Source organism: Pseudomonas sp., from assembly GCF_030683065.1.
Lineage (GTDB): Bacteria > Pseudomonadota > Gammaproteobacteria > Pseudomonadales > Pseudomonadaceae > Aquipseudomonas.
In genome coordinates this window covers 89,680-112,644 of record NZ_JAUXMX010000031.1, presented here as the reverse complement: position 1 = coordinate 112,644, position 22,965 = coordinate 89,680, and the positions used below count along the sequence as shown (strand labels likewise).

The 22,965-nt window shown below is 62.3% G+C and carries 14 protein-coding genes and 1 pseudogene; 7 read left to right on the top strand and 8 right to left on the bottom strand.

Annotation, left to right across the window (positions count from 1 at the left end; translation table 11 throughout):
* Nucleotides 1-17: 17 nt before the first annotated feature.
* Nucleotides 18-857, top strand: coding sequence for a UTP--glucose-1-phosphate uridylyltransferase GalU (galU, locus tag Q8K09_RS09630; RefSeq protein WP_305254745.1), 840 nt, complete (start codon nt 18-20; stop codon nt 855-857).
* Between the two features lie 45 nt (nt 858-902).
* Here galU and Q8K09_RS09625 read toward each other — a convergent pair whose 3' ends face one another.
* Nucleotides 903-1,325 (bottom strand): VOC family protein, encoded by a 423-nt coding sequence (locus Q8K09_RS09625; RefSeq protein WP_305254744.1) that lies wholly within the window; start codon nt 1,323-1,325, stop codon nt 903-905.
* A gap of 94 nt (nt 1,326-1,419) precedes the next feature.
* Here Q8K09_RS09625 and gorA point away from each other — a divergent pair, with 94 nt between their 5' ends.
* The 6 genes and pseudogenes from gorA (at nt 1,420) to Q8K09_RS09595 (ending at nt 7,952) form a co-directional block, all read left to right on the top strand.
* The gene (gorA, locus tag Q8K09_RS09620; protein ID WP_305254743.1) at nt 1,420-2,781 is read left to right on the top strand and encodes a glutathione-disulfide reductase; all 1,362 of its coding nucleotides are present in this window, start codon (nt 1,420-1,422) and stop codon (nt 2,779-2,781) included.
* Between the two features lie 7 nt (nt 2,782-2,788).
* Nucleotides 2,789-3,412, top strand: a complete 624-nt coding sequence (locus tag Q8K09_RS09615; RefSeq protein WP_305254742.1) for a trimeric intracellular cation channel family protein — start codon at nt 2,789-2,791, stop codon at nt 3,410-3,412.
* Between the two features lie 2 nt (nt 3,413-3,414).
* Nucleotides 3,415-3,779, top strand: a pseudogene (locus Q8K09_RS09610) (VOC family protein).
* A gap of 167 nt (nt 3,780-3,946) precedes the next feature.
* A complete protein-coding gene (locus Q8K09_RS09605; protein WP_305254741.1) occupies nt 3,947-5,239 on the top strand; it encodes a site-specific integrase in 1,293 nt (430 codons plus the stop codon).
* Nucleotides 5,240-5,563: 324 nt separating this feature from the next.
* Nucleotides 5,564-7,369 carry an ATP-dependent zinc metalloprotease FtsH gene (ftsH, locus tag Q8K09_RS09600; protein ID WP_305254740.1) on the top strand — a complete coding sequence of 602 codons (1,806 nt, stop codon included), beginning with the start codon at nt 5,564-5,566 and terminating at the stop codon, nt 7,367-7,369.
* Between the two features lie 22 nt (nt 7,370-7,391).
* Nucleotides 7,392-7,952, top strand: a complete 561-nt coding sequence (locus Q8K09_RS09595; RefSeq protein ID WP_305254739.1) for a phosphoribosyltransferase family protein — start codon at nt 7,392-7,394, stop codon at nt 7,950-7,952.
* Between the two features lie 238 nt (nt 7,953-8,190).
* Here Q8K09_RS09595 and Q8K09_RS09590 read toward each other — a convergent pair whose 3' ends face one another.
* The 7 genes from Q8K09_RS09590 to acsA all read right to left on the bottom strand — a co-directional run bounded on the left by Q8K09_RS09590 (nt 8,191) and on the right by acsA (nt 22,940).
* Nucleotides 8,191-16,602, bottom strand: a complete 8,412-nt coding sequence (locus tag Q8K09_RS09590) for a GH36-type glycosyl hydrolase domain-containing protein (RefSeq protein ID WP_305254738.1) — start codon at nt 16,600-16,602, stop codon at nt 8,191-8,193.
* Nucleotides 16,599-17,618, bottom strand: a complete 1,020-nt coding sequence (locus Q8K09_RS09585; protein WP_305254737.1) for a universal stress protein — start codon at nt 17,616-17,618, stop codon at nt 16,599-16,601. Before Q8K09_RS09585 ends, Q8K09_RS09590 begins: the two co-directional genes overlap by 4 nt.
* Before the next feature lie 108 nt (nt 17,619-17,726).
* Entirely contained in the window at nt 17,727-17,984 is a 258-nt protein-coding gene (locus Q8K09_RS09580; protein WP_305254736.1) for an acyl carrier protein, read from the bottom strand.
* Nucleotides 17,985-17,995: 11 nt separating this feature from the next.
* Entirely contained in the window at nt 17,996-19,156 is a 1,161-nt protein-coding gene (locus tag Q8K09_RS09575) for a dihydrolipoamide acetyltransferase family protein (RefSeq protein ID WP_305254735.1), read from the bottom strand.
* 54 nt (nt 19,157-19,210) lie between these two features.
* Entirely contained in the window at nt 19,211-20,185 is a 975-nt protein-coding gene (locus Q8K09_RS09570; RefSeq protein WP_305254734.1) for an alpha-ketoacid dehydrogenase subunit beta, read from the bottom strand.
* On the bottom strand, nt 20,182-21,180 hold the full coding sequence (gene pdhA, locus Q8K09_RS09565) for a pyruvate dehydrogenase (acetyl-transferring) E1 component subunit alpha (protein WP_305254733.1): 999 nt from the start codon (nt 21,178-21,180) through the stop codon (nt 20,182-20,184). Before pdhA ends, Q8K09_RS09570 begins: the two co-directional genes overlap by 4 nt.
* The gene (gene acsA, locus Q8K09_RS09560; protein WP_305254732.1) at nt 21,177-22,940 is read right to left on the bottom strand and encodes an acetate--CoA ligase; all 1,764 of its coding nucleotides are present in this window, start codon (nt 22,938-22,940) and stop codon (nt 21,177-21,179) included. The genes pdhA and acsA overlap by 4 nt, the downstream gene beginning before the upstream one ends.
* Nucleotides 22,941-22,965: the final 25 nt, after the last annotated feature.

The window sequence follows — 22,965 nt, the reverse complement described above, 5'->3', positions numbered from 1 at the left end:
CATTTTCAAGGAGTCCCATGATCAAGAAATGCTTGTTCCCAGCAGCCGGTTACGGCACGCGCTTTCTACCTGCAACCAAGGCCATGCCCAAGGAAATGTTGCCGATAGTGAACAAGCCACTGATCCAGTATGGCGTCGAAGAGGCGCTTGAAGCTGGGCTGACGGAGATCTCCATGGTCACCGGCCGTGGCAAGCGCTCACTGGAAGATCACTTCGACATCAGCTACGAACTTGAGCAACAAATTCGCGATACCGACAAGGAAAAATACCTCACTGGTATCCGTCGCCTGATCAACGAGTGCACCTTCGCCTATACCCGCCAGGTTGAAATGAAAGGTCTTGGCCATGCGATTCTCACCGCACAGCCATTGATCGGCGACGAGGCATTTGCCGTGGTACTGGCCGATGACCTGTGCCTGAACCTTGAAGGCGACGGCGTATTGACCCAAATGGTCAAACTGTACAACCAGTTCCGTTGCTCGATTGTCGCCATTCAGGAAGTCCCCGCAGAGGAGACCCACAAATATGGCGTGATCGCTGGCGAGATGATTCGCGACGACATCTACCGGGTAAACAGCATGGTCGAAAAGCCCAAGCCCGAAGATGCTCCGTCCAATCTGGCAATCATCGGTCGTTACATCCTCACCCCGGATATCTTCGACATCATCAAAGACACTCCGCCGGGCAAGGGTGGCGAAATCCAGATCACCGATGCGTTGATGAAACAGGCCCAGAATGGCTGCGTGCTGGCCTACAAGTTCAAGGGGCAGCGCTTCGACTGCGGCGGCGCGGAAGGCTATATCGACGCGACTAATTTCTGTTTCGAGAACTTCTACAAGGCCGGCAAGGTTTCATGAGCCAGTAGTGCTGTACACAAGCCACCTTCGGGTGGCTTTTTAACGTCAGGGGATCGGCATCGCCTCCGATCCAGGACCCAGTGGTTGGCCGTAGCTGAACTCGACATAATTGCCTGCTGGGTCACGTAAACCGCAGTAATAGCCGACAGGGTAGGGCTCATCACGTGGCGCCCAGACCAGGCAGCCAGCCTTGTGCGCAAGAGCGGCGATGCTGTCGACCTGCTCGCGGCTGTCCACGGCAAACCCCACATGGCTGTAATCGTCTGCGGCCAACTGCCTAGGCTGTCCGCCAGGCATGATCACGAAAATAAACAGGTGCTCCTTGCCCGGCTCGGCCATCCAGACAATACGTGAGCCTTTACCCTCACGCTGATGGATCACCTGCATGCCGCAAAATTCGCTGTAGAAGGCCACGCAGGCATCCAGGTCTGGCACATGCAAAGCCAAATGGGTAAGGGTAGGGCGCATGGCGTTTCTCCTCTTGGCGATGTTTCAAGCTTAGGCCTAACACAGGGACGAGGTACAACTGGGTTATGCTTGCGACCTGCCAAGGAGACTGACCATGACCTATGACTTCGACCTGTTTGTAATCGGCGCCGGTTCCGGTGGCGTGCGTGCCGCGCGCTTTGCCGCCGGCTATGGTGCCCGCGTGGCCGTAGCAGAAAGCCGTTACTTGGGTGGCACCTGCGTCAATGTCGGCTGCGTGCCGAAAAAGCTGATGGTGTATGGCGCGCACTTTGCTGAAGACTTCCAACAGGCTCAGGGTTTTGGTTGGTCGCTGTCGGCTAAAGCAACGTTTGATTGGCCCACCTTGATCGCCAACAAGAACCGTGAGATCGAGCGCCTCAATGGCATCTACCGCAATCTGCTGGTAAACAGCGGGGTGACCCTGCTTGAGGGGCACGCGCGCCTGCTCGATGCGCACAGCGTCGAGTTGGGTGGGCAGCGCTATAGCGCCAAACACATCCTCATCGCCACCGGTGGCTGGCCGCATATCCCGCAAATCCCAGGGCATGAACATGCCATCGGCTCGAATGAAGTGTTCTTTCTCGAGCAACTGCCCAAGCGTGTGCTGGTGGTCGGCGGTGGCTATATCGCCGTAGAGTTTGCTTCTATTTTTCACGGTCTCGGTGCCCAGACTTCATTGCTGTACCGTGGTGAACTGTTCCTGCGTGGCTTCGACGGTGCAGTGCGCAAGCACCTGCACGAAGAGCTGAGCAAGCGCGGTCTGGATCTGCAGTTCAACAGCGATATCCAGCGCATCGATAAACAGCCCGATGGCAGCTTGCTCGCAACCCTCAAGGACGGCCGCGAACTGCCCGCCGACTGTATTTTCTATGCCACCGGCCGGCGTCCGATGCTGGATAACCTGGGCTTGGAAAATACCGGGGTCGAGCTTGATGAGCGGGGCTATATCAAGGTTGACGAGCAGTATCAGACCACGGAGCCGTCGATTCTGGCGCTGGGCGATGTGATCGGCCGAGTACAGTTGACGCCAGTGGCGCTGGCTGAAGGCATGGCAGTGGCGCGGCGACTGTTCAAGCCCGAGGAGTACCGCAAGGTCGACTACCAGACGATCCCGACCGCGGTTTTCAGCCTGCCGAATATTGGCACTGTGGGTCTTAGCGAAGAGCAGGCGAGGGCGCAGGGCTATCGGGTCGACGTCTATGAGAGTCGTTTCCGGCCGATGAAGCTGACGCTCACCGAATGCCAGGAACGCACCTTGATGAAACTGGTTGTAGATGCAGACAGCGACCGCGTATTGGGCTGCCATATGGTTGGCCCCGAGGCGGGGGAAATTGTCCAGGGTCTTGCCGTAGCGTTGAAAGCAGGCGCGACCAAACAGATTTTCGACGAGACCATTGGCGTGCACCCGACGGCTGCTGAGGAGTTTGTTACCATGCGTGTCCCTGTGACTACCTGAAAAAACCATGCCACAACTTTTCTACCTGGCCGACCTGTTCGGCGTAGCCGTATTCGCTATCACCGGTGCCTTGATGGCCGGTCGTAAATCCATGGACCTGTTCGGCGTACTGGTGATTGCCGTCATCACCGCGCTGGGCGGTGGAACCTTGCGCGATGTGATCCTCGACAATCACCCGGTTAGCTGGATACGTGACGACATCTATATCGTCATCGCATCCCTGGCGGCTATCGGCACCGTGGTATGGGTGCGCTTTACCCAGCCAATCCATGAAAAAGGCCTGCTGATCGCCGATGCCTTCGGCTTGGCGGTGTTCACCGTGATCGGCACAGAAGTCGCCTTGCAGCACAACGTGCCGCTGAGTACCGCGGTGATCATGGGTGTTATGACCGGCGTCGCCGGTGGTGTCATGCGTGACGTGATCTGTAATGAAATCCCGCTGATCTTCCAGAAGGAAATCTACGCCACCGCCTGTATTGCCGGCGCCTTGGTGTTTATCGGCCTGCGTGCGCTGGATACGCCACATTGGCTGGACACCAGTGTGGCCATGCTTACCGTGTTGTTTATCCGCCTGGCGGCCATCCGCTGGCGTTTCTCGCTACCACGATTCCACTTGCTGGATCGGGATTGAGCATGATCGAAAGCCTGGACCACCTGTATTGACCGTTGCCGATATTCCCCGCACGGCCGCTTTTTACCAACGGGTGCTGGGCATGCAGCATGAGGTCTTTGGCCAAGGCCGTAGCGCTCTGGTATTTGGCCAGCAGAAATTCAACCTGCATCAGTACGGCAACGAATTCGAACCCAAAGCCCGCCAACCGACGCCTGGGGCGATTGACCTGTGCCTGATCACAAACTGGTCGACCGATGCAGTGCTCAAGCACTTGGCTGAACAAGGCGTTGCCGTCGAGCAAGGCCCGGTAAAACGCACCGGTGCAGTTGGTCCAATCGAGTCGGTGTCTGACGGCAATCTGATCGAGGTGAGCCGTTATCTCTGAGGTCGAGTCAGGCAGGAGGATTCATCGGGTACAGGCATCAGGAGGCGCTTTACCCATATGTAATATCCGATAATCACCAGACCCGGATATTGTATATACTGCGTTTTTGCTGCCTGCGGTCGTCGCTTGGCCGCTTTTATAGATACGTCCACGCTCGAGTGTTTTTTATGCCTACAGCCCCGTGCCCGTTGTTCGAGACCTATGGTCGCTTCCAGGAGCTGAACTTTCAGCAGCTCAGCGAAGAGTTACCGATAGTCCGCGATTACCTGGCCAGCTTCGCGGCTGAACTGAATGCGCTTGATGGCTATCAAGCGGTTCGAGGCTTTCTGAAGTCATACGCCGGCAACGACACCACCTTCAATTCTTACCGCACCCACGTCGAGCGTCTGTTGTTGTGGGCATTGCTGATCGCGAACAAGCCACTGCTCGAATTACGCCGCCGTGATGCCGAAGCATTTATGGAATTTTGCCTGCGGCCGCCAAAGGACTGGGTTGGGCCGATGGTCAAATCGCGGTTTGTACGGATCGGCGGACGCAAGAAACTTGAGTCAGATAGCTATCAGGTCAATGAAGCCTGGCGACCATTCAGCGTTACCTTGCCCAAACGCAGCCGATCGCTTGCTGAAACAGGCCTGCAGGACATCACGAACCGCCCGTACAAGATGTCCCAAGGCTCGGTGGCCCAGGTATTTGCCGTGTGTGGCAGCTTTTTCCAGCATGCAATCGATGAAGGCCTGACTGAGGTCAATCCGTTTCGTGCAGTTAAACAAAAGTCCATCTACAAACAGCGCAATACGCTGGACGTTGCTGGTCGCTCGCTCAACCCGCTGCAATGGGGCTATGTGATTGAAACTGCTGAAGAAATGGCTGACGAAGATGAATTGCACGAACGCACGCTGTTCATCCTGACCACCCTGTTTGCCATGTACTTGCGAGTCTCCGACCTGGTCGGTCGTGACAACTGGGAACCGACCATGGGCGATTTCCGCCGGGATACCGCCGGTAATTGGTGGTTTCATGTGGTCGGCAAGGGTAACAAAGCCGCCAAGATCAGCGTGCGCGATGACTATATCCAGACGTATCTGACACGCTACCGGCGTTATCTGGGGCTGTCTGCCCTGCCCTCAGCCCATGAAACCCAGCCACTGTTATCGACCCTTAAAGGCCGTGCGGGTCTTTCCGATCGCCACCTGCGCCTGCTGCTGCAGCAGGTCTTTGATCGAGCCCTGCAACGGATGGTCGACGAAGGCTGGAGTGACGACGAAGTCGACCATTTGCGCTCTGCCTCGCTGCACTGGCTACGCCATACCTCGGCGACTTTTGATGCACCGCGCCGGGACATGAAGGACCTACAGGCCGACCTGCGGCACAACAGCCTGAGCACCACGCAGAATACCTACTACAACTCGCTCGATGAGCAGCGCGCGCATTCGGTAAAAAATCTGCGCATCAAGGATTAGTGGCTACAGTCGAGCCGCTTTAACGACTTGCCTCGGCACGCTAGATTCGCGTGCCACCGCCCTGCCCCGTTGACGGCTTCCTCCAGGTAATTCCCTGGCCGCCCGGTTGCGGCTGATCGCTTCGTGTGGGCCCGCTGGGCCAAGTGTTCCTGTTCCGCGCTGGATGATTTTGCCCGCGAACTGCTGGTGGGCATGGCTCTCGGCTTGGTGCTGTTTAGTTTGGCGTCAGCGGCTATAACCGATAGCGCCTTGATAGGCATCAATACGCTGTCTGGTTGCTGAGGGTAAACATAACGTCGAACCATTCCACCGAGAGCCGGCCTCATGGAAAAGCAGCATCAATGGAACCTCTGGTTCTTCCTCGTCGCCTTCAGCCTGCTCCTGGTGTTTCAGGACTGGTGGGGCACGCGCAGCGCGGTCGAACCCCTGCCCTACAGCGAGTTCATGCGCCTGCTCAAGGAGGAGAAATTGAGCGACCTGCGCATCGAGCAGCAACAGATCAGCGGCAAACTCAAGGAACCGATCAATAACCGCAGCCAATTTGTCACCGTGCGGGTTGAACCCGATCTGGCCGAGGCCTTGGCGCAGTCGCAGGTAACCTTCAGCGGCACCCGTCAGGGCGGTCTGATTAGCAACCTGCTGAGCTGGTTGTTACCGTTTATTCTGATCTTCGCCCTCTGGTCGTTCCTGTTCCGGCGCCTTGCCGAGAAACAGGGCTTTGGCGGCATGGTCAATGTTGGCAAGTCCAAGGCCAAGGTGTTCGTCCAGCGCGATACCGGGGTGACCTTCGACGACGTGGCCGGTATCGACGAAGCCAAGTCCGAGCTGCTCGAGGTAGTGTCCTTCCTTAAAGACCAGCCCAAGTACAGTCGCCTCGGCGCGCGGATTCCCAAGGGCATTTTGCTGGTCGGCCCACCCGGCACCGGTAAGACCCTGGTGGCGAAAGCAGTGGCCGGCGAGGCCAACGTGCCGTTTTTTTCCATCTCCGGCTCGGAGTTCGTCGAGATGTTCGTCGGGGTTGGCGCCGCACGCGTGCGCGACTTGTTCGAGCAGGCGCGCAAGGCCGCGCCCTGCATCATTTTCATCGACGAACTGGACGCCTTGGGCAAGGCCCGTGGCGTTGGCGCGTTCGGTGGTAACGACGAAAAGGAGCAGACCCTCAACCAGTTGCTCGCCGAACTGGACGGTTTCGATACCCGCGAAGGCGTGGTCCTGTTGGCGGCCACCAACCGCCCCGAGATCCTCGACCCGGCCCTGTTGCGCGCTGGGCGTTTCGACCGGCAGATCGTCATCGACCGCCCGGACCGAGGCGGCCGGGTGGCCATTCTCAAGGTGCATGCCAAGCGCATCCGCGCCACCGCTGACCTCGACCTGGAGCGTATTGCTGGGATCACCACGGGGTTCTCCGGTGCCGACCTGGCCAATTTGGTCAACGAGGCCGCGATTCTCGCCACCCGCCGCGGCGCCGATGCCGTGAGCATGCTCGACTTCACCGCCGCGGTTGAGCGTATCGTGATCGGCAGCGAACGCCGTGGGCGCTTGCTCCAACCCCATGAACGCGAGGTGGTGGCCCATCATGAAATGGGCCACGCCCTAGCAGCCGCCAGCCTGGCGGGCATGGACCCGGTGCACAAGGTCTCGATCATCCCGCGCTCGGTCGGTGCGCTCGGCTATACCCTGCAACGGCCCACCGAAGATCGCTTCCTGATTACCCTGGAAGAATTGAAAAGCCGCATGGTGGTGCTGCTTGCAGGACGCGCCGCGGAAGACCTGATCTTCAACGAGATTTCCACCGGCGCCGCCGACGACCTGGCCAAGGTTACCGATATCGCCCGACAGATTGTCACCCGCTTCGGCATGACCGCAGAACTCGGCCAAGCCGTGCTGGAGCGGCAAAGCGCCAGTTACCTGGGCGAGCAGGCAATCAGTTTGCGTGAGAAAGACTACTCGGAGGAGACCGCGCGCGAAGTCGACCTGAGTGTCAGGGCCTTGATCGATGTCGCCTATACGCGGGCCAAGGCTCTGCTGCAGAGTCGCCGCGCCGAGCTGGAACAAGGTGCTCAGTTGCTGCTGGAAAAGGAAACCCTGACTCCCGAGGAGTTCCCGGCGCTGCGTCCGCTGCCTGTCTAGCGTTCAGATGGAGGCAATCCCAATGCAGAGAAAATCCACCGGGCAGCGGCTATGCCTGTACAACAGCGAAGAACTCGCCGCCATTGTGCGCAGCATGGCCCGCCAGGCTGCGGCCCTGTTACCGCCCGGGCAGAGCGCGCTGGTGGGCATTCTGCGCCGCGGCGAGCCATTGGCGCGCCTGCTGCAACAGCAACTGGCGCAACTTACCGGGCAAGCCGAATTGCCCCTGTATGCGCTCAAGGTCAAACGCTACGCCGATGACCTCAGCCTGCTGCATGCACAGACTGCACTGACCGAGAACCCCGAACTGGCTGCGCTGGACTTGTCTTGCACCACCCTGCTGGTGGTCGATGACGTGCTCTATGAAGGCCACTCGCTATTGCGCACCTGCGCCTACCTGTCGCGCCTCGGAGCCCAGCGGGTGCGTGCGGCGGTGCTGGTCGATCGCTGCGTCTGCACGCAACCGGTGCATGCCGATATCGTCGGTGTGCGCCTGCAGATCGCCCCAGGCGACATCATCGAATGCAACGTGCCGCCTTACGAGCAGGCATTTCGCATCGAGGTGCTACGCCACGGCGGCTGAATGGATGCCCTCTCGGCAGCGCTACAACGCACCGCCTGTCAGCACAGATAACGGGTACCTGCCTGTCGCAGTCAGCATCCACTGGCAGCGCGACTGAGCCCGCGACCCTTTTGTAGGATGGCGTTGAGCGCAGCGATACCCATCGACCATCGATGCGCCTATGCCCACCTGCCGCAGGCAAATCGGTAAGCGCAGTGATCGCTGCGCTTATCGATTCTTCCGAACTATGTGGGCCCTCCTAGTACAGCCAGACCCTGACCTCAGCCGTGGAGCCGTCGCAGGGGAACGCCACGGTTTCCTCCAGCAGCGGTTGGCCATTGAGGGTCATGCGCGGCCATGCGGTCTGCGTCTCGCTGGTGATAATTTTCTCAACAACGATGCGCAACGTGCCCTGTGCGCCCTGGATCTGCGCGCTGAAACCTGGCCAGCCTGGCGGCAGGCAAGGTGAGATCGAGAGCCGCCCTTCACGCAGGCGCAGGCCGAGGATTGATTCCACACCCAGTCGCCAGGTCCAGGCTGCCGAGCCGCTGTACCAGGTCCAGCCACCGCGCCCGCAATGGGGGGCGACGCTGGCAATATCGGCCGCCAGTACATAAGGCTCGACCCGGTAACGCGCCAGCCGTTCGGCGTTGTCGGCCTGGTGAATCGGGTTCATTAACTGAAAAACCCGCCACGCCTCTCCAGCATCGCCAAGTTCCGCAAAGGCCATGCCCAGCCAGGCAGCGGCGTGGCTGTACTGGCCGCCATTTTCGCGGATACCGGGTGGATAGGCTTTTATATAGCCGGGTTCCCGTCGGGTATTGGCAAACGGTGGCCAGAGCAGGCGAATCAGTCGGTGCTGCTCACTGATCAACTCGCGGGCAGCGTGTTCGACGGCGTGCCTGGGCCTTGAGTTGGCATGCCCGCCGGACAGCACCGCCCATGACTGCGAGATCGAGTCGATGTTGCACTCATCATCCGTGTGGCTGCCCAGAGGGCGACCGTCGTCGTCAAAGGCGCGTAAGTACCAGTTGCCATCCCAGGCCACCTGGTTGATTTGCTGTGTCAGCGCCTGAGCCGATTTGATCCAGTAGATCTGCTCATCGAAGCAGGCTTGGCGTTCTGCAAGGCCGGAAAAGCCTTTCATCGTCGCCACGGCGAACCAGCCGAGCCAGACACTTTCACCGCGGCCCTCGCGGCCAAGACGATCCATGCCATCGTTCCAGTCGCCGCCACCGATCAACGGCAGGCCATGGCTGCCCCGGGTGATGCCCTGCTGCAACGCGCGCTTGCAGTGTTCATAGAGTGAGTAAAGCTGGCTGCCAGGCAGGTAGCGCGCGTAGCGATCATGCTCGTCGGCGGCCAGCGGCGGCGCCTGGAGAAAAGCCAGCTGCTCGTCGAGGATGCTGCGGTCACCGGTGGCCTCGACGTACTGGCTGGTGACGTAGGGCAACCACAACAGGTCATCCGAACACCGCGTGCGCACGCCACGATCCTGCGGTGGATGCCACCAGTGCAGTACATCGCCCTCCTCGAACTGGTGGGCGGCGCACGCGAGAATATGCGCACGGGCGCGTTGCGGTTCGGCGTGCAACAGGGCGAGTACGTCCTGCAACTGATCGCGGTAGCCGATGGCGCCACCGGCCTGATAGAAGCCGGCGCGGGCCAGAATGCGCGAGGCGAGGGTCTGATAGAGCAGCCAGCGATTGACCATCAAATCGAAGGCTGGGTCGGGCGTCTGTACCTGAACGGTGCCCAGCAGGCGATCCCAGTGCTGGGTGACCTGAGTCAGGGCGTGCTCGACCTGCCCCTCCTGCTGCCAGTAGCGGGACAATGCCGTAGCCTGCTCGCGATCACTGCCCTGACCGAGCAGGAACACCACCTCGACAGTGGCGCCAACGGCGATATCCAGGTGCACCTGAAACGCGGCGCAGGGATCATCGCCGGGTTCGATTCGTCCACCCAGCGCCCAGCGCTGCAGCCCGGCGGGACTGCTCGGATGGCCGGCCATACCGAGAAAATCCTGACGGTCGGTGGTCAGGCTGTGAGGGGGGCGGTTGGCGCTGAGGAATGCCACTCGCTCGGCAAACTCCGGGTTCCACGGGTTGCGGGCCAGTAGTGAATGGCTGTCGCGCTCGTACTCACAGACCACATGGGTTCTCGCGGTGCTGCGCAGCGCCCCGAGCAGCCATTCGGCGTAATAAGTGGCCGTGATCCGTCGCGGGCGGGTGCTGACGTTGTGCAGACGCAGGCGAATGACCTTCACCGGGTCTTCCTGCGCGACAAAGACCAGCACCTCTTGTTCCAGGCCCTGACTGTTGCGCCGCCAGCTGCTGTAGCCCGCAGCGTGGCGAATCTGGCAGGCACTGCCCTGGCCTGCCGGCAATGGCGTGGTGGTCCACACTGCTGCGGTTTCCTCGTCGCGCAGATACAGCGCTTCGCCGGCACAGTCGGCGAGAGAGTCATTGTTCCAAGGGGTCAGGCGATTCTCACCGCTGTTCAGCGCCCAGCTAAAACCCAGGCCGGCCTCGCTGACAATGCTGCCGAAGTCCTGATTGGCCAGCACGTTGCACCACGGGGCCGGGGTGCACTGATCCGCTTCAAGATGGATCAGGTATTCACAGCCGTCGGCACTGAAACCGCCCAAGCCGTTGTCCTCGCGAAGATCGGTCGGTCGGGACAAGGGCCTGGCGATGTCGTCTAACGGCAGACCAGTACCACTAAACAGCGGCAGCGACGGGCGCGGCAACATGGCCGCCTGCAGTTGCTCGGCGAGCGTGCCGGCAGTCTCGTCGAGCACCACCCGCGCGGCACTTTCGAGCAAGCCGATATCATCGGCGGTTAGTTGATCGGCGAACAACAGGTGCACCCCGCCGCTGTGCAGGGGCAACTCATCTTGCACCCCGACTTCCTGCAGCAGCGCATGCAACTGCTCGCGCAGCGGCTCTGCATAGCTGGAGGCCCCCAGGCGCAATACCAGCAGATCGACATGCAGGCCATGACGCCGCCAGAAACGCTGACCACGCACCAAGGTACGCAGCAAGCCGGTATCCTGGCCATGACCGATACGCAATAGCAGCATTGGCCGATCGCCAGAGATGCCCATCCCCCAAAGACGCGGTTGACCCAGGCGGTTGGCCAGCAGGGTCGATGCAGCACCGCGCAGGGTTGGATGCGGGTGCAACATTAAGGATGCAAGCAGTTGCAACTCCATCAACCAGGCGGGCTCCAGCTCCAGCTGGCGGGCTTCGCGACTGGCCTCGCTGGCCGCATCGGCGAAAGCCCATTGCAGCGCGGCCAGGGTGGAGTAGCGCTCAGCGTGCTCAAGCAGCGACTGCCGTGAGCCACCAGCCAGGGTCAGGAAAGCCAGTTGCTGATGCGCTCCGGGTTCGAGCACCAAACGCACCTGCAGGGCCATTATCGGGTCTAGCGTCCAGCCGCTGTTGCCCCCCAGCCCATGAAGGACGCCTGGCGGCTGGCGTTCATCGCCGTGACGACCGAGGAAGCTCTGCCGGTCGCTGTCAAACGTCACGCAGGCCGTGCGTGGGTCATCGATCACCACGCGATGCAGAAGCAGCGGCGACTTTTCCCCGGGATGGCGCGTGCGCCGGGTAAACACTAAAGCATGCAGGTGCGGGAGATACTCGCTGCCGACAAATAACTTGCTGAACGCGGGGTGCCGCTCGTCATCGAGCGGCGGCGCCAGCACCACTTCGCCGTAGCTGGTCAGTTGCAGGGTACGCGGTCGATCGCTCTCGTTGCTCAGGGTCAGGCGGCGAATTTCCAGGTCGTCGGCAGCGGCGACGGCGACTTCCATGCGCAGGCGGATGCCATGGTCGTAACGCTGGAATTCCGCCATGTGCGGATGGAAAACCACCTGTTCATGTTCGGAAAATACGCCGGTTGGCTGTCGGCCGGCCGACCACAGCGCCCCGCTCTGCTCGTCGCGCAGGTAGATCCACAAGCCCTGACTGTCGCGAGTGGCATCGCCCTGCCAGCGTGTCAGCGCGTGCTGATGCCAGCTCAGCCCGCCTCCGCCAGCCGTGGATATCCAACTGCACAGGCGTCCATTGCCGAGTACATGAACCTGGGGGAACAGTTCGGCGTTTTTGGGCACCCAGGCATGCGGTGGTGCCACCCGACTGCTGACAGACACTTGCCGTGCCTCAAGCCGCTGGGTTTGTGCAGGCAGCTCCTGGGGGATGCGCTCATGCAGCAATAGCTCCATGATCCGCACCCGCGGTTCTTCGCAAAAACGCCGTACCAGCACATCAGCGCAGAGGGCGTTGTCCAGCGCCGCGAGAATCATGCCCTGGTGATGGGCCATGAATGCGTGCACCACCGTGAATCGCCGGCCACTGGCAACCCGCTCAACGCTATAGTCTGCCGCCTCGTAGAGTCCGTAGCTGCCGATCAGGCCGAGACGTTGCAGCTCCAGCAGATTATCCAGTGCTGCAGCGGGGTTGACCGCCAGCGCCAACGCCGTTGCGTAAGGCGCCACCACCAGGTCATGCGCCTGCTCGCGGCGCAAGCCCAGCCCGGGCACCCCGAATGCCCGGTAACGGTAGCGGTGCTCAGGGTCGCGCGAAGCGAAGGCCGATTCGGAGATGCCCCAGGGCACACCCTTGTCGCGGCCATGTTGACGCTGCACCTCGACGGCGGCGCGCTCGCTCTGGCCGAGTAGCGAACCGGCATGACTGGGCAGCAGTAAGGGCGGCATCAGGTACTCGAACATCGAGCCATTCCAGGACAGCAAAGACAGCCCGCCAGCCATCTGCGCCAGGGGCCGACCGAGGAAGAACCAGTGTTCCAACGGCACGTCGCCTTTCATGATGGCGAAATAGCTGGCCAGCCGCGCCTCGCTCGCCAGCAGGTCGTAATGGTGAATATCGAGGCGATCGGCACTCAGGTTGTAGCCAATGTGAAACAGCCGTGACTGCTCATCGTAGAGCGGTCTGAAGTCCATGCCCAAGGCCATCGACTCGGCCCGTGCGGCTTCATCCAGCAGGTTTTGACGGAGTAATAGTTGCGCCTGACAGCCGTCTTCCAGTGCCTGTTTGAGTTCACCTTGCCAGCGTTCGTCAGCCTCATCGGTGGCGACGAAGCCGGCTAGCAAGGCCTGGGCCTCAACGCAGGCGGTGGCAACTTCGCTCATGTTCAGGCTCGTCGGCAGGCAGGCGGCGAGTTGTTCTACCAGCGACCTGCGCCCGTGCAGTGGCGCTTGCAGCAGGCTCTGCCAGGGCTGCAGCTGCTCGCGGTCGCGACGCATATCGAGCAGGTGATGATGGATGCGCTCCAGCCAGCACTGGATCTCCTTGAGCTGCTGCACGCTCAGGCCCCGCTGCCGGGTGATGGCCTGGGCTATCGCTACACGCAGCGCGCTTTCCTGTTCTTGCAGTGCGTCCAGGCTGTGCGCAGCGTCACTGGCGTGCTGACACGCGATGACAAAGGCCGCCACGTATTCCTTCACCTGAGCATGCTCGACCATGCTCAGGGCTGCGCGCAGCAGTTCGACCGTGTCCATCAGGCCGGTCCAGCGTTGTTCACGCAGCGCTGGACCGGAGGCGAGTTCGAGGCAGCCACGCTGCAAGGTCAGCAGGCATACCGCCAGGTTACCGCTGTCGACGGTCGAGACGTAGCGTGGCTCCAGCGGACTCAACAGACGTGTGTCGTACCAGTTGAGCCAGTGGCCGCGGTAGCGTTCGAGTTGTTGCAGGGTGTCCAGGCCACGGCGGATTCGCGCCGACAAGTCGCTGGCGCCGATATAGCCCAGATCCGCAGCCGCCAGGGTCGACAGAAACAGCATGCCTATATTGGTCGGCGAGGTCCGGTGGGCGATCTCACTGTAGGGCTCTTCCTGATAATTATCCGGGGGCAGCCAGTTGTCGTCAGGGCCAACAAAGGTTTCGAAGAACAGCCAGGTACGTCGCGCCAGTTGGCGGAGAAAGGCGCGCTGGGTCTTATCCAGTTCGATCGCGGCCGGTCGGCGTGGTTTGGCTATACCCAGGGCGATTTCCGGGGCCAGCAGCCAGAGCAGCAGCAACGGCGTGGCGGGTAGCAATGCGCCTGGATTGAGCAGCGCCAGCAGGCTGCCCAGCAGCGTCGCCAAGACTGGCGAACCCCACATGTGCCGCCAGAAATAAGCCCGCGAACCGCGCTCGGCGAGCATCCGGGCCTGGTGCGCAGCAGTGGTCCATTCGAGTAGGTGACGGCGCGACACCGTCAGCCGCCAGAGGGTGCGGCCCAGTGCGTCGAGTGCAATCAGCGCATCGTTAAGCAGAAACACCAATGCCAAAAACCAGCGTCCGGCATGGTCACGCAAGCGCCTCAACATGCCTCTTACAGCACCGCGTCGGCGGCCGGCGGCCAAGCCTGTGACCAGGTCGGTGAACAGATAGGCACCCGGTGCGGCGACGGCCAGGAGTGTCCAGACCCAGGGTGAACCGGGCAACCACAACCAACCAGCGCTCACCAACGCGACCAGTGACAGCGGAATCAGGCTGCGGCGCAGGTTGTCGATAATCTTCCAGCAATCAAGCGGGCGCAGGCGATTGCTCAGTCTGGAGCCATCACTGGCCGGCACCCTGCGCAGCAACCAGGGTAATAATTGCCAGTCGCCGCGCAGCCAGCGGTGCTGTCGACGGGCGTAGTCGAGATACGACGCGGGGAAACCCTCGTAGAGCACGATATCGCTGACCAGCCCGGCACGGCCGTGGATGCCTTCGAACAGGTCGTGGCTGACCAGGCTGTTTTCCGGGATGCGTCCTTCGAGGCTGCGCTGGAAAGGCGCGACCTCGTAGATGCCTTTACCGACGAAGATGCCGGAGCCGAACAGATCCTGATAAACGTCGGAAACTGCCCGGGTATAGATGTCGATGGCCGTGTCGCCGGTATACAACCGCGCGAACAGCGAGCGGTTGCCACGCTCCGGGGCGATTTCCACCCGCGGCTGCAGCACCGTGTAACCGCGCAGTACCCGGCCACTCAGGGGGTCGAACTCAGCGCCATTGAGCGGATGGGCCAGGGTGCCGACGAGGCGCGCGACCGTCCCGGCGGGCAAGCCGGTATCGGCGTCCACCGTGACCACGAAGCGGATGCCGCGCAATCCCGCAGGAGCCCCTTCATGTAGATTGAAGGCGCCGTCCTCGGCTCCCAGCACCAGGTGATTGAACTGTTCGAGTTTGCCGCGCTTGCGTTCCCAGCCCATCCAGCAACCCTCGCCGGGGTTGTACAAGCGCGGGCGCTGCAGCAGGTGAAACGGCCCGTCGTTGTTGTCGGTATGGCGCAGGTTGAGTCGGCGAATACCCTGCACCAGCAACTGTTCCAACTCTGCATCGTGGGGCATGTGCTGCGCCGGCGCATCGGCATGATCGCTGAGCAGGACGAAGCGCAACAGCGGGTCCGGGTTAGCCAGGTAGTGCATTTCCAGCTGTTCGAGCACCTCCAAGGCTTCATCGGTGCTGCCCAGTAGCACCGGTATCACAACGGCCGTGGCGCAGTTGTGAGCGATGGCCTTGCTGAAGTCGAGCTTGGGCAGCACCCGTGGCGGCAGGTTAAGGGTGACCAGCCAGTGCACCAAGGTAATGCTCAGCACCGAGGCCGGTAGCACGGCCAGCATGATGCCCACAAGCCACGCCGTTGGACTCGCACCGGCCAGTGCCAGATACCAGGCTGGCAGTACTAAGGCGACGCCCCCGGCCAGGCTGAGCGCTGCGGCGTAGAACTGCCCGGCATGGCCAAACAGCCAGCGCCGCCACGCCGCTGCCAAGCCTGGCTGATAACCCAGACCACTCTCGCAGTGTTCGCGCCCCGGACCAATCAGCCAGTAGCCGACATGCCCACAGGCATCTGCCGGGTTACCCGCCAGAGCGTGCTGCAGCACCTGCTCGGCCACCTCCGTCTCGCTGCACTGCGCGCCCGCGGCGAGTTCCTCGAGTGCTTTGCGGTAGCGGTCTCGGGTATCGAAGTCCATGTACGGATAGACGCCCGCAGGGTCAGTGCGCAACGCCGCTTCGACGCGACTGCTTTGTTCAAAAAAATCCTTCCAGGGAATCGCCGCAATAATCCCCAGGTTAGCCAGGGCGCGCGCCACACATTCAGTGTCATCGAAGGCGGCCAACTCGACGCAATGTCGGGTCGGCTCGAAGGGCGCACGTAGCTGCGGCAGCAAGCGGCCGAATGCGCTGACCAGAATTTCCACACAGGCCAGGCGCAGCATGGTCGGGAACGCCCACAACTCGGCGATGGTCAAGGGCGTGGCCGCCTGGTAGGTGCTGACAAACTGCACCGCACTGGGCAGCGACAACTGCAGGCGCGAGGCGTGCAGATAGCCTTGCGCAATGGCGAAAATTCGCGGAACGCCCTCCTCACCCGGATTGGTCAGGCACGGCAGGCGCTGATAGAAATCGCGTGGTAGATCTTCGCTGATTTGCCGTGCTGCGCGCTGCACCTGGTAGTCATTGTCGAGCAACCACTCGGCAGCTTTGGCGACCTCCGCTGGCGGATCGAGGCAGAGTCGCTGTGCAGCCTGCAACCATGTGTCGAGCGTGTCGATATGCAGCCATACCGGCAAATCGCCTGGCTGCCCCGCGACCAGCAGATGGCGCTCGCGCAACTGGCTGGCCACCCTGTCGAGTAACCCCTTGGGGAGGCTAGGTTCTGTCAGGCTCACCGTACCCTCGGCGAGGAAAAATGCAACTCCAGCTGACCGCCTCCGTCATCCTCGAATGCGTTGAACGACGGTTGCTGACGCATGACCAGCATGGGTTGACAGATATGTGTCATGAGAAAGCTGGTGACGTTGCCATAGGGCATATCCAGGCGTGCGCTGCGACCGTGTGCGGAGAGCACAATCAGATCGATGCCTTCCTGGGCAGAAATACGCATCAAGCTGCTGCGTACGTCTTCACAGAGCACACTGGCGCGTACTACAAGACCGTGTTCGCTGGCGCGCGTTTGCAAGCGCGCCAGGTACTGCTGGGCAACCCGTTGGTTGCGCCGCGACAGACGTTCGCATAATTCGACATCTTCACTTTCGGCCGGCCCTACCTCGGTCAAGTTGCTAGGCGGCACCACATGCACCAGCAGCAGCTCGGCGTGCTGCGCCTTGGCCAGGTGCATGGCAAAGGGCAGTACACTTTCGGCCCGGCAGGAGCCGTCGAGCGGCACCAGCAGGCGGCGATAAGCCGTCTGCGGCTTATTGGTTGCTGAGCAGGGGATTAACAGCAGTGACCCCGGCGCATGATCGACCACTTCGCGCGCCGTATCACCCAGCCCCCAGCCTTGCGGCCGCCAATCGCCGTGGGTGCCCAGGACAGTCAGTTCGTTGGGATGCCTCTGCGCCCACAAGCTGATTTGCTCGGCCGCCTGCCCCTCGACAACGTCGGCCTCGATGGCCGCACACAAGTGACGATACTGCTCGACCAGGCTCTCGACCAAGCCGTGGGCCTCGCGCCGGCGAATCTCCCAGTCGAGTGGGTCCTGGCACTCCTCGCCGGTTGGACGCGTGACGAATACCCGCAGCAACAACAGCGGAACAGCCAGGCTATTGGCCATCGCAATGGCATGCAGGATCACCCGGCTGAGCTGCTCACCCGTGCCAATGCACGCCACCACCCGATTAAAGCCTCTGGCAGGTGCTGCTCCGCTGTTTTGAGGCGGCTGAGGAGAAACGATGTCAGTCATCATGCGAAGGGTTTCCTCCGGCGCTGCTAGGCAATTACCCAAGGGTTTCACCCTAGCCAGCCGCGACGGGCGACGGTTTGATGCAGATCAAGTGCCGCTGTGGCCATTGCCTCAGGGTGACGAAGCGGCCAGTCGCGGCTGCAGATACACGATCAGCGCGTCGAGGCTGTCCAGTTTGTGATAATCGGCTTCGGGAATATTCACCCCCAGGCGCCGATGCAAAGCGCCGAGAAAACGCAGCCAGTCCATTGAGTCGAGGTCGACCTCATTGCGCAGCGGCCGGTCGCTGCGTAACGCCTCTGGCTCAAGTTCCGGCGCGATATGCTGCAACTCTTCGAGCACCTGCTGGCGCAGCAGTTGTTGATCCATGGTCATGTTCCTCAGAGGCTGTCGGGGCGTTGCAGAAGGCGTTGCACTTCACCGAGAAAGCGTGCGCCATAGTGACCGTCGCTAACCCGGTGATCGGCGGCCAGGCTGGCGACCACACAGGGCATCACGCACAGCTTGCCCGCATCGACCCAGGGCCGCTCGGCGATGCTGCCGAAGCCGACCAGGGCTACCTGTGGCGGGTAGATCACCCCGAACACCGTGTCCACGCCCTGATCGCCGAGCTGGGTGACGGTTAGGCTGGCGTCGCTCAGCTCGGAGCTGCGCAACGAGCCGCTGCGGGTGCGCTGCACCAGGTCGGCGAGTTCGCCCATCAATTGCTCCAGCGATTTGTCGGCAACCGCGTGCAGCGCCGGCGCAATCAGGCCGCCCTGGCGCAGGGCAATGGCCACGCCGAGGTGGATGTCAGCGGCCGGTTGGAAGGCGCCCTCGTGCCAGAAACCATTGAGCTGCGGGTACTCGCGCAGCGCCAGCGCCACTGCCTTGAGCAGCAGCACGCCGGGCAACAGTCGATCCGCTGGCGTGGTGTTGGCATTGCGCACCTGCAGCCAGGTCATGGCCGGGCCCAGGGCGATGGTTTGGCTGAGGTAGTAATGCGGAATCTCGCGCTTGGAGCGGCTCATGGCCGCGCCGATGGCCTGACGCATGGCGGCCTGGCGATCGGTCGGCCCGCGTTCGGCTGGCGTCGACGTCTGGCTGGCGGCTTCGACATCTTCCAGGGTGACCACGCCATGTGGCCCGCTGCCCGTCAGCGTGGCTGGGTCAAGGCCCAGTTCGCCGGCACGCTTGCGCGCCGCCGGGGAAATCCGTGGCCGGCTGGTCGCTGGCACTGCTTGGGACGGCATGCCTGGTGCTGGCGCTGCCTGCTCGGCAGGCGGTTTGCGCGACACCTGACGCCGCGCGGTTTTGGCGCTTTCCCCGGCTTGCAGCAAGCTGACGAGCGGCGTACCCACCGGCACCTTGGCGCCAGGCTCAATAAGTAACTCGAAGACCTGGCCTGCTTGCCAGCATTCCACCTCGACTGCAGCCTTGGCGGTATCGACCACGGCAATCACCTGACCGCGCTTGACCGCGTCGCCAGGCTTGATCAGCCACTCCAGCAGGGTGCCCTCGTCCATGTCGGCGCCGAGGGACGGCAGTTTGAAATCGATCATGTGTCGCTCCTGTCGAACCGATTCTGGGCGAGCGCGTCTCCCCCGCCCCTACAACTAGCCGCACAGCTCATGGGCTGCGGCGACGATTGCCGGTACCTGCGGCAGCGCCGCGTATTCCAGGTGTTTGGCGTAGGGCATCGGCACCTCGGCGCTGCATACCCGCATCGGCGGCGCATCCAGCTCGTAGAAAGCCTGCTCGACAATCCGCGTAATGATCTCGGCGGCCAGGCTGCCGCTGCGCCAGCCCTCGTCGACCACCAGCACGCGACGGGTCTTGCGCAGCGAGGCGAGAATGGTCGCATCATCCAGCGGGCGCAGTACGCGCAGGTCAATGACCTCGGCGGCGACGCCCTCCCCGGCCAGTTGCTCAGCCGCCGCCAGGGCTTTGCCGAGGGTGCCGCCGTAGGTGATCAGCGTCAGGTCGCGGCCTTCGCGGCGCACCTTGGCCGAACAGATGTCCAGCGGCTCGCTTTCATCCAGCTCGCCTTCAAGGTTGTACAGTTGGGCATGCTCGAAGATCAGCACCGGATCGGGATCCTCCAGCGCCAGCCAGAGCATGCCGCGGGCATCCTCCAGGGTTGCCGGGGCGAGGATCTTCAGGCCGGGAATATGCGCGAACCAACCCTCCAGGCTATGCGAATGCTGGGCTGCCAGCTGACGCCCGGCACCGGTGGCCATGCGCAGCACCAGCGGTACCGAGAACTGACCGCCGGACATATGCCGCAGGGTGGCGGCGGTGTTGATGATCGGGTCGAGGGCGAGCAGGCTGAAGTTCACCGTCATCACCTCGACAATTGGCCGCATGCCGCCCAGCGCTGCACCGATGCCGGCACCGACAAAACCGAGCTCTGACAAGGGCGTGTCGCGGATTCGTTGCTCGCCGAATTCCTCCAGCAAGCCTTTGGTTACCGCATAGGTGCCGCCATAGCGGCCGACGTCTTCACCCATCAGAAACACCCGCGGATCGCGTTGCAGCGCCTCGCGCAAGGCTTCGCGCAGCGCTTCGCGGTAGGTTATGCGCTGGCTCATGGCCTGCCCTCCACTCCGGCCGCCGGTGTGTAGACATCGCGGCACAGGTCTTCCAGCGGCTCCAGGCTGCCGGCCTCGGCATAGGCCACCGCGGCTTCCACCTCCTGCTCCACCTCGGCAGCAATGGCCTGGAAGCCCTGCTCGTCCAGCAGACCCTGGGCCTTTAGCCGCGCGCTGTAACTGTGGATAGGCCCACGCTCTTTCCACTGCTCGACTTCGGCTTTATCGCGGTACAACTCCGGATCAAACATCGAGTGGGCGCGGAAGCGATAGGTCTGGTATTCGAGAAAATACGGCCCCTGCCCGGCGCGCACCTGCTCGACCGCCACGCGGGTGGCCTGGTGCACGGCGACCACGTCCATGCCATCCACCGCCAGAGTGGTGATTTTATAGGCGCCAGCCTTGGCGCACAGGTCGGTCTGCGACTGCGAACGGGCCAGGGCGGTGCCCATGGCGTAGAGATTGTTCTCGCAGCAGAACAACACCGGCAGTTGCCAAAGCACAGCCAGGTTGAGTGCCTCATGGAAGGCGCCTTCGGCCATCGCGCCTTCGCCGAAGAAGCAAGCGGAGAGCCGCGTGCCACCCTGCATGCGTTCGGCCAGGGCCAGGCCGACAGCCAACGGCAGGCCGCCGGCAACGATGGCGTTGCCGCCGAAGAAGCGGGTCTTGGCATCGAACAGGTGCATCGAGCCGCCGCGCCCGCGCGAGCAGCCCTCCTGCTTACCGTACATCTCGGCCATGATCGTAGTCATCGGCACGCCCTGGATCAGCGCATGGGCGTGCTCGCGGTAGGTGGCGAGCACTGCATCGTCGGACGCCAGGGCATGCAGGGCGCCGACCGCCACCGCCTCCTCGCCGATATACAGGTGCAGGAAGCCACGGATCTTGGCTTGGCCATACAACTCGGCCGCGCGCTCCTCCAGCCGGCGGATGCGCAGCATGTCGCGCAGCAACACCAGGGCGAAATCACGCGCATACGGCACGGGCGCGTTCATGTCGGGTTCTCCAGAGTCGAAGTATCGCCTTCGGGCAGGCCCAATTCGCGGGCCTTGAGCAGACGGCGCATGAGTTTGCCGCTGCGGGTGCGTGGCAGGCTCGGCAGGAACGCCAGCGCCTTGGGCGCCACTGCGGCGCCAAGACGCTTGCGCGCATGACCGAGCAGATCGTCGTGCAGCGCCTGGCTGGCGATGAAGCCGCTCTTCAGCGAAACGAAGGCCTTGACCAGCTCACCGAGCAGCGCATCGGGGATGCCGATTACCGCGGCTTCGGCCACCGCCGGGTGTTCCATCAGGGCACTTTCCACCTCAAACGGGCCGATCAGATGGCCGGCCGACTTGATCACATCGTCGTCGCGGCCAACGAACCAGTAGTAACCGTCGGCATCGCGCCGGGCCAGGTCGCCGCTCAGGTACCAGTCGCCGACAAAGCAGCGCCGGTAGCGCTCTTCCTGGCCGAGGTAGGTGCGAAACAGCGCCGGCCAGGGTTGCTTCAACGCCAGTTCGCCGACCTGCTCGTCCGCCAGCAGTTGCAGGCTGCCGTCCTCGCTGCGAGTGACGATGGCCGCCTCGACGCCTGGTAGCGGCTTGCCCATTGACCCTGGTTTGATTGGCATGGCCAACGTGTTGGCGATCATGATGCCGCCGGTCTCGGTCTGCCACCAGTTGTCGTGGATCGGCCGGCCGAGGACCTCCTTACCCCACCACACAGCCTCCGGATTGAGTGGCTCACCGACACTGGCGATAAAGCGCAAATGGGCGAAATTATGCCGTTTGGCCAGCTCCGGTCCGGCCTTCATCAGCATGCGAATGGCGGTGGGCGCGGTGTACCAGACGCTGACTTTTTCTCTTTCGAGGATGCTGTACCAGCGCTCGGCATCGAACTCGCCGCTGTCCACCACGCTGGTCACACCCACTAACAGCGGCGCGAGAATACCGTAGGAGGTGCCTGTGACCCAGCCGGGGTCGGCGCTGCACCAATAGATGTCATTGGGATGCAGGTCGAGGGCGTACTTGCCGCTGACGTAGTGGGTCAGAACCGCGCCGTGCACATGCAAGGCGCCCTTGGGCGTGCCCGTGGTGCCGCTGGTGAAGTGCAGCAAGGCCGGGCTGTCAGCCGTGGTTGGGGCAATAGTGAAGTCTTCAGCGGCCTGGGCCAGCAGTTTATGCAAACTCAGGGTGCCTTCTGGCGGGGTGCTGGTGCCACCGTTCTCGTCATACAACAGCACATGCTTGAGCGCCGGCAGTCGTTCGCGGATGCCGGCAATCTTGCGCCGATAGAGGCTCTCACTGGTCAGCAAGACACTGCCCTCGCCCAGGCGCAGGCGCGTTTCCAGCGGTTCGGGACCGAAGGCGCAGAACATCGGAGAGACCACACAGCCATTTTTCAAGCCGCCAAGCACCCCCAGGTAAAGCTCCAGGCCGCGCTCGCAGAGCACGAACAGGCGCGCCCCCGCACCGATGCCAAGGCCCTGCAACACATTGGCAAAGCGATTGCTCAAGCTGCTCAACTGCGCATAGTTGATCGAACAATGGCCGCCATTACGGTCCAGGATGCGCAGTGCGACATGCCGCCGGTGCCGCCCCTGGGCATGCCGGTCGACGGCTTCGTATGCCAGGTTCAGCCCGCCGTTGGGCAGGCCTGCCAACCCTGCGGCTTGGGCCTGCCAGGAAAAGCCCTTGCGGGCCTTGAGGCTGTCGTCCCAGTTGGGTTTGACGCGCAGTTCAGCAGCGGTTTTTTCGATGATGGTCGGGCGCATAGACTTCTCTCCAGGTTCACTGCAC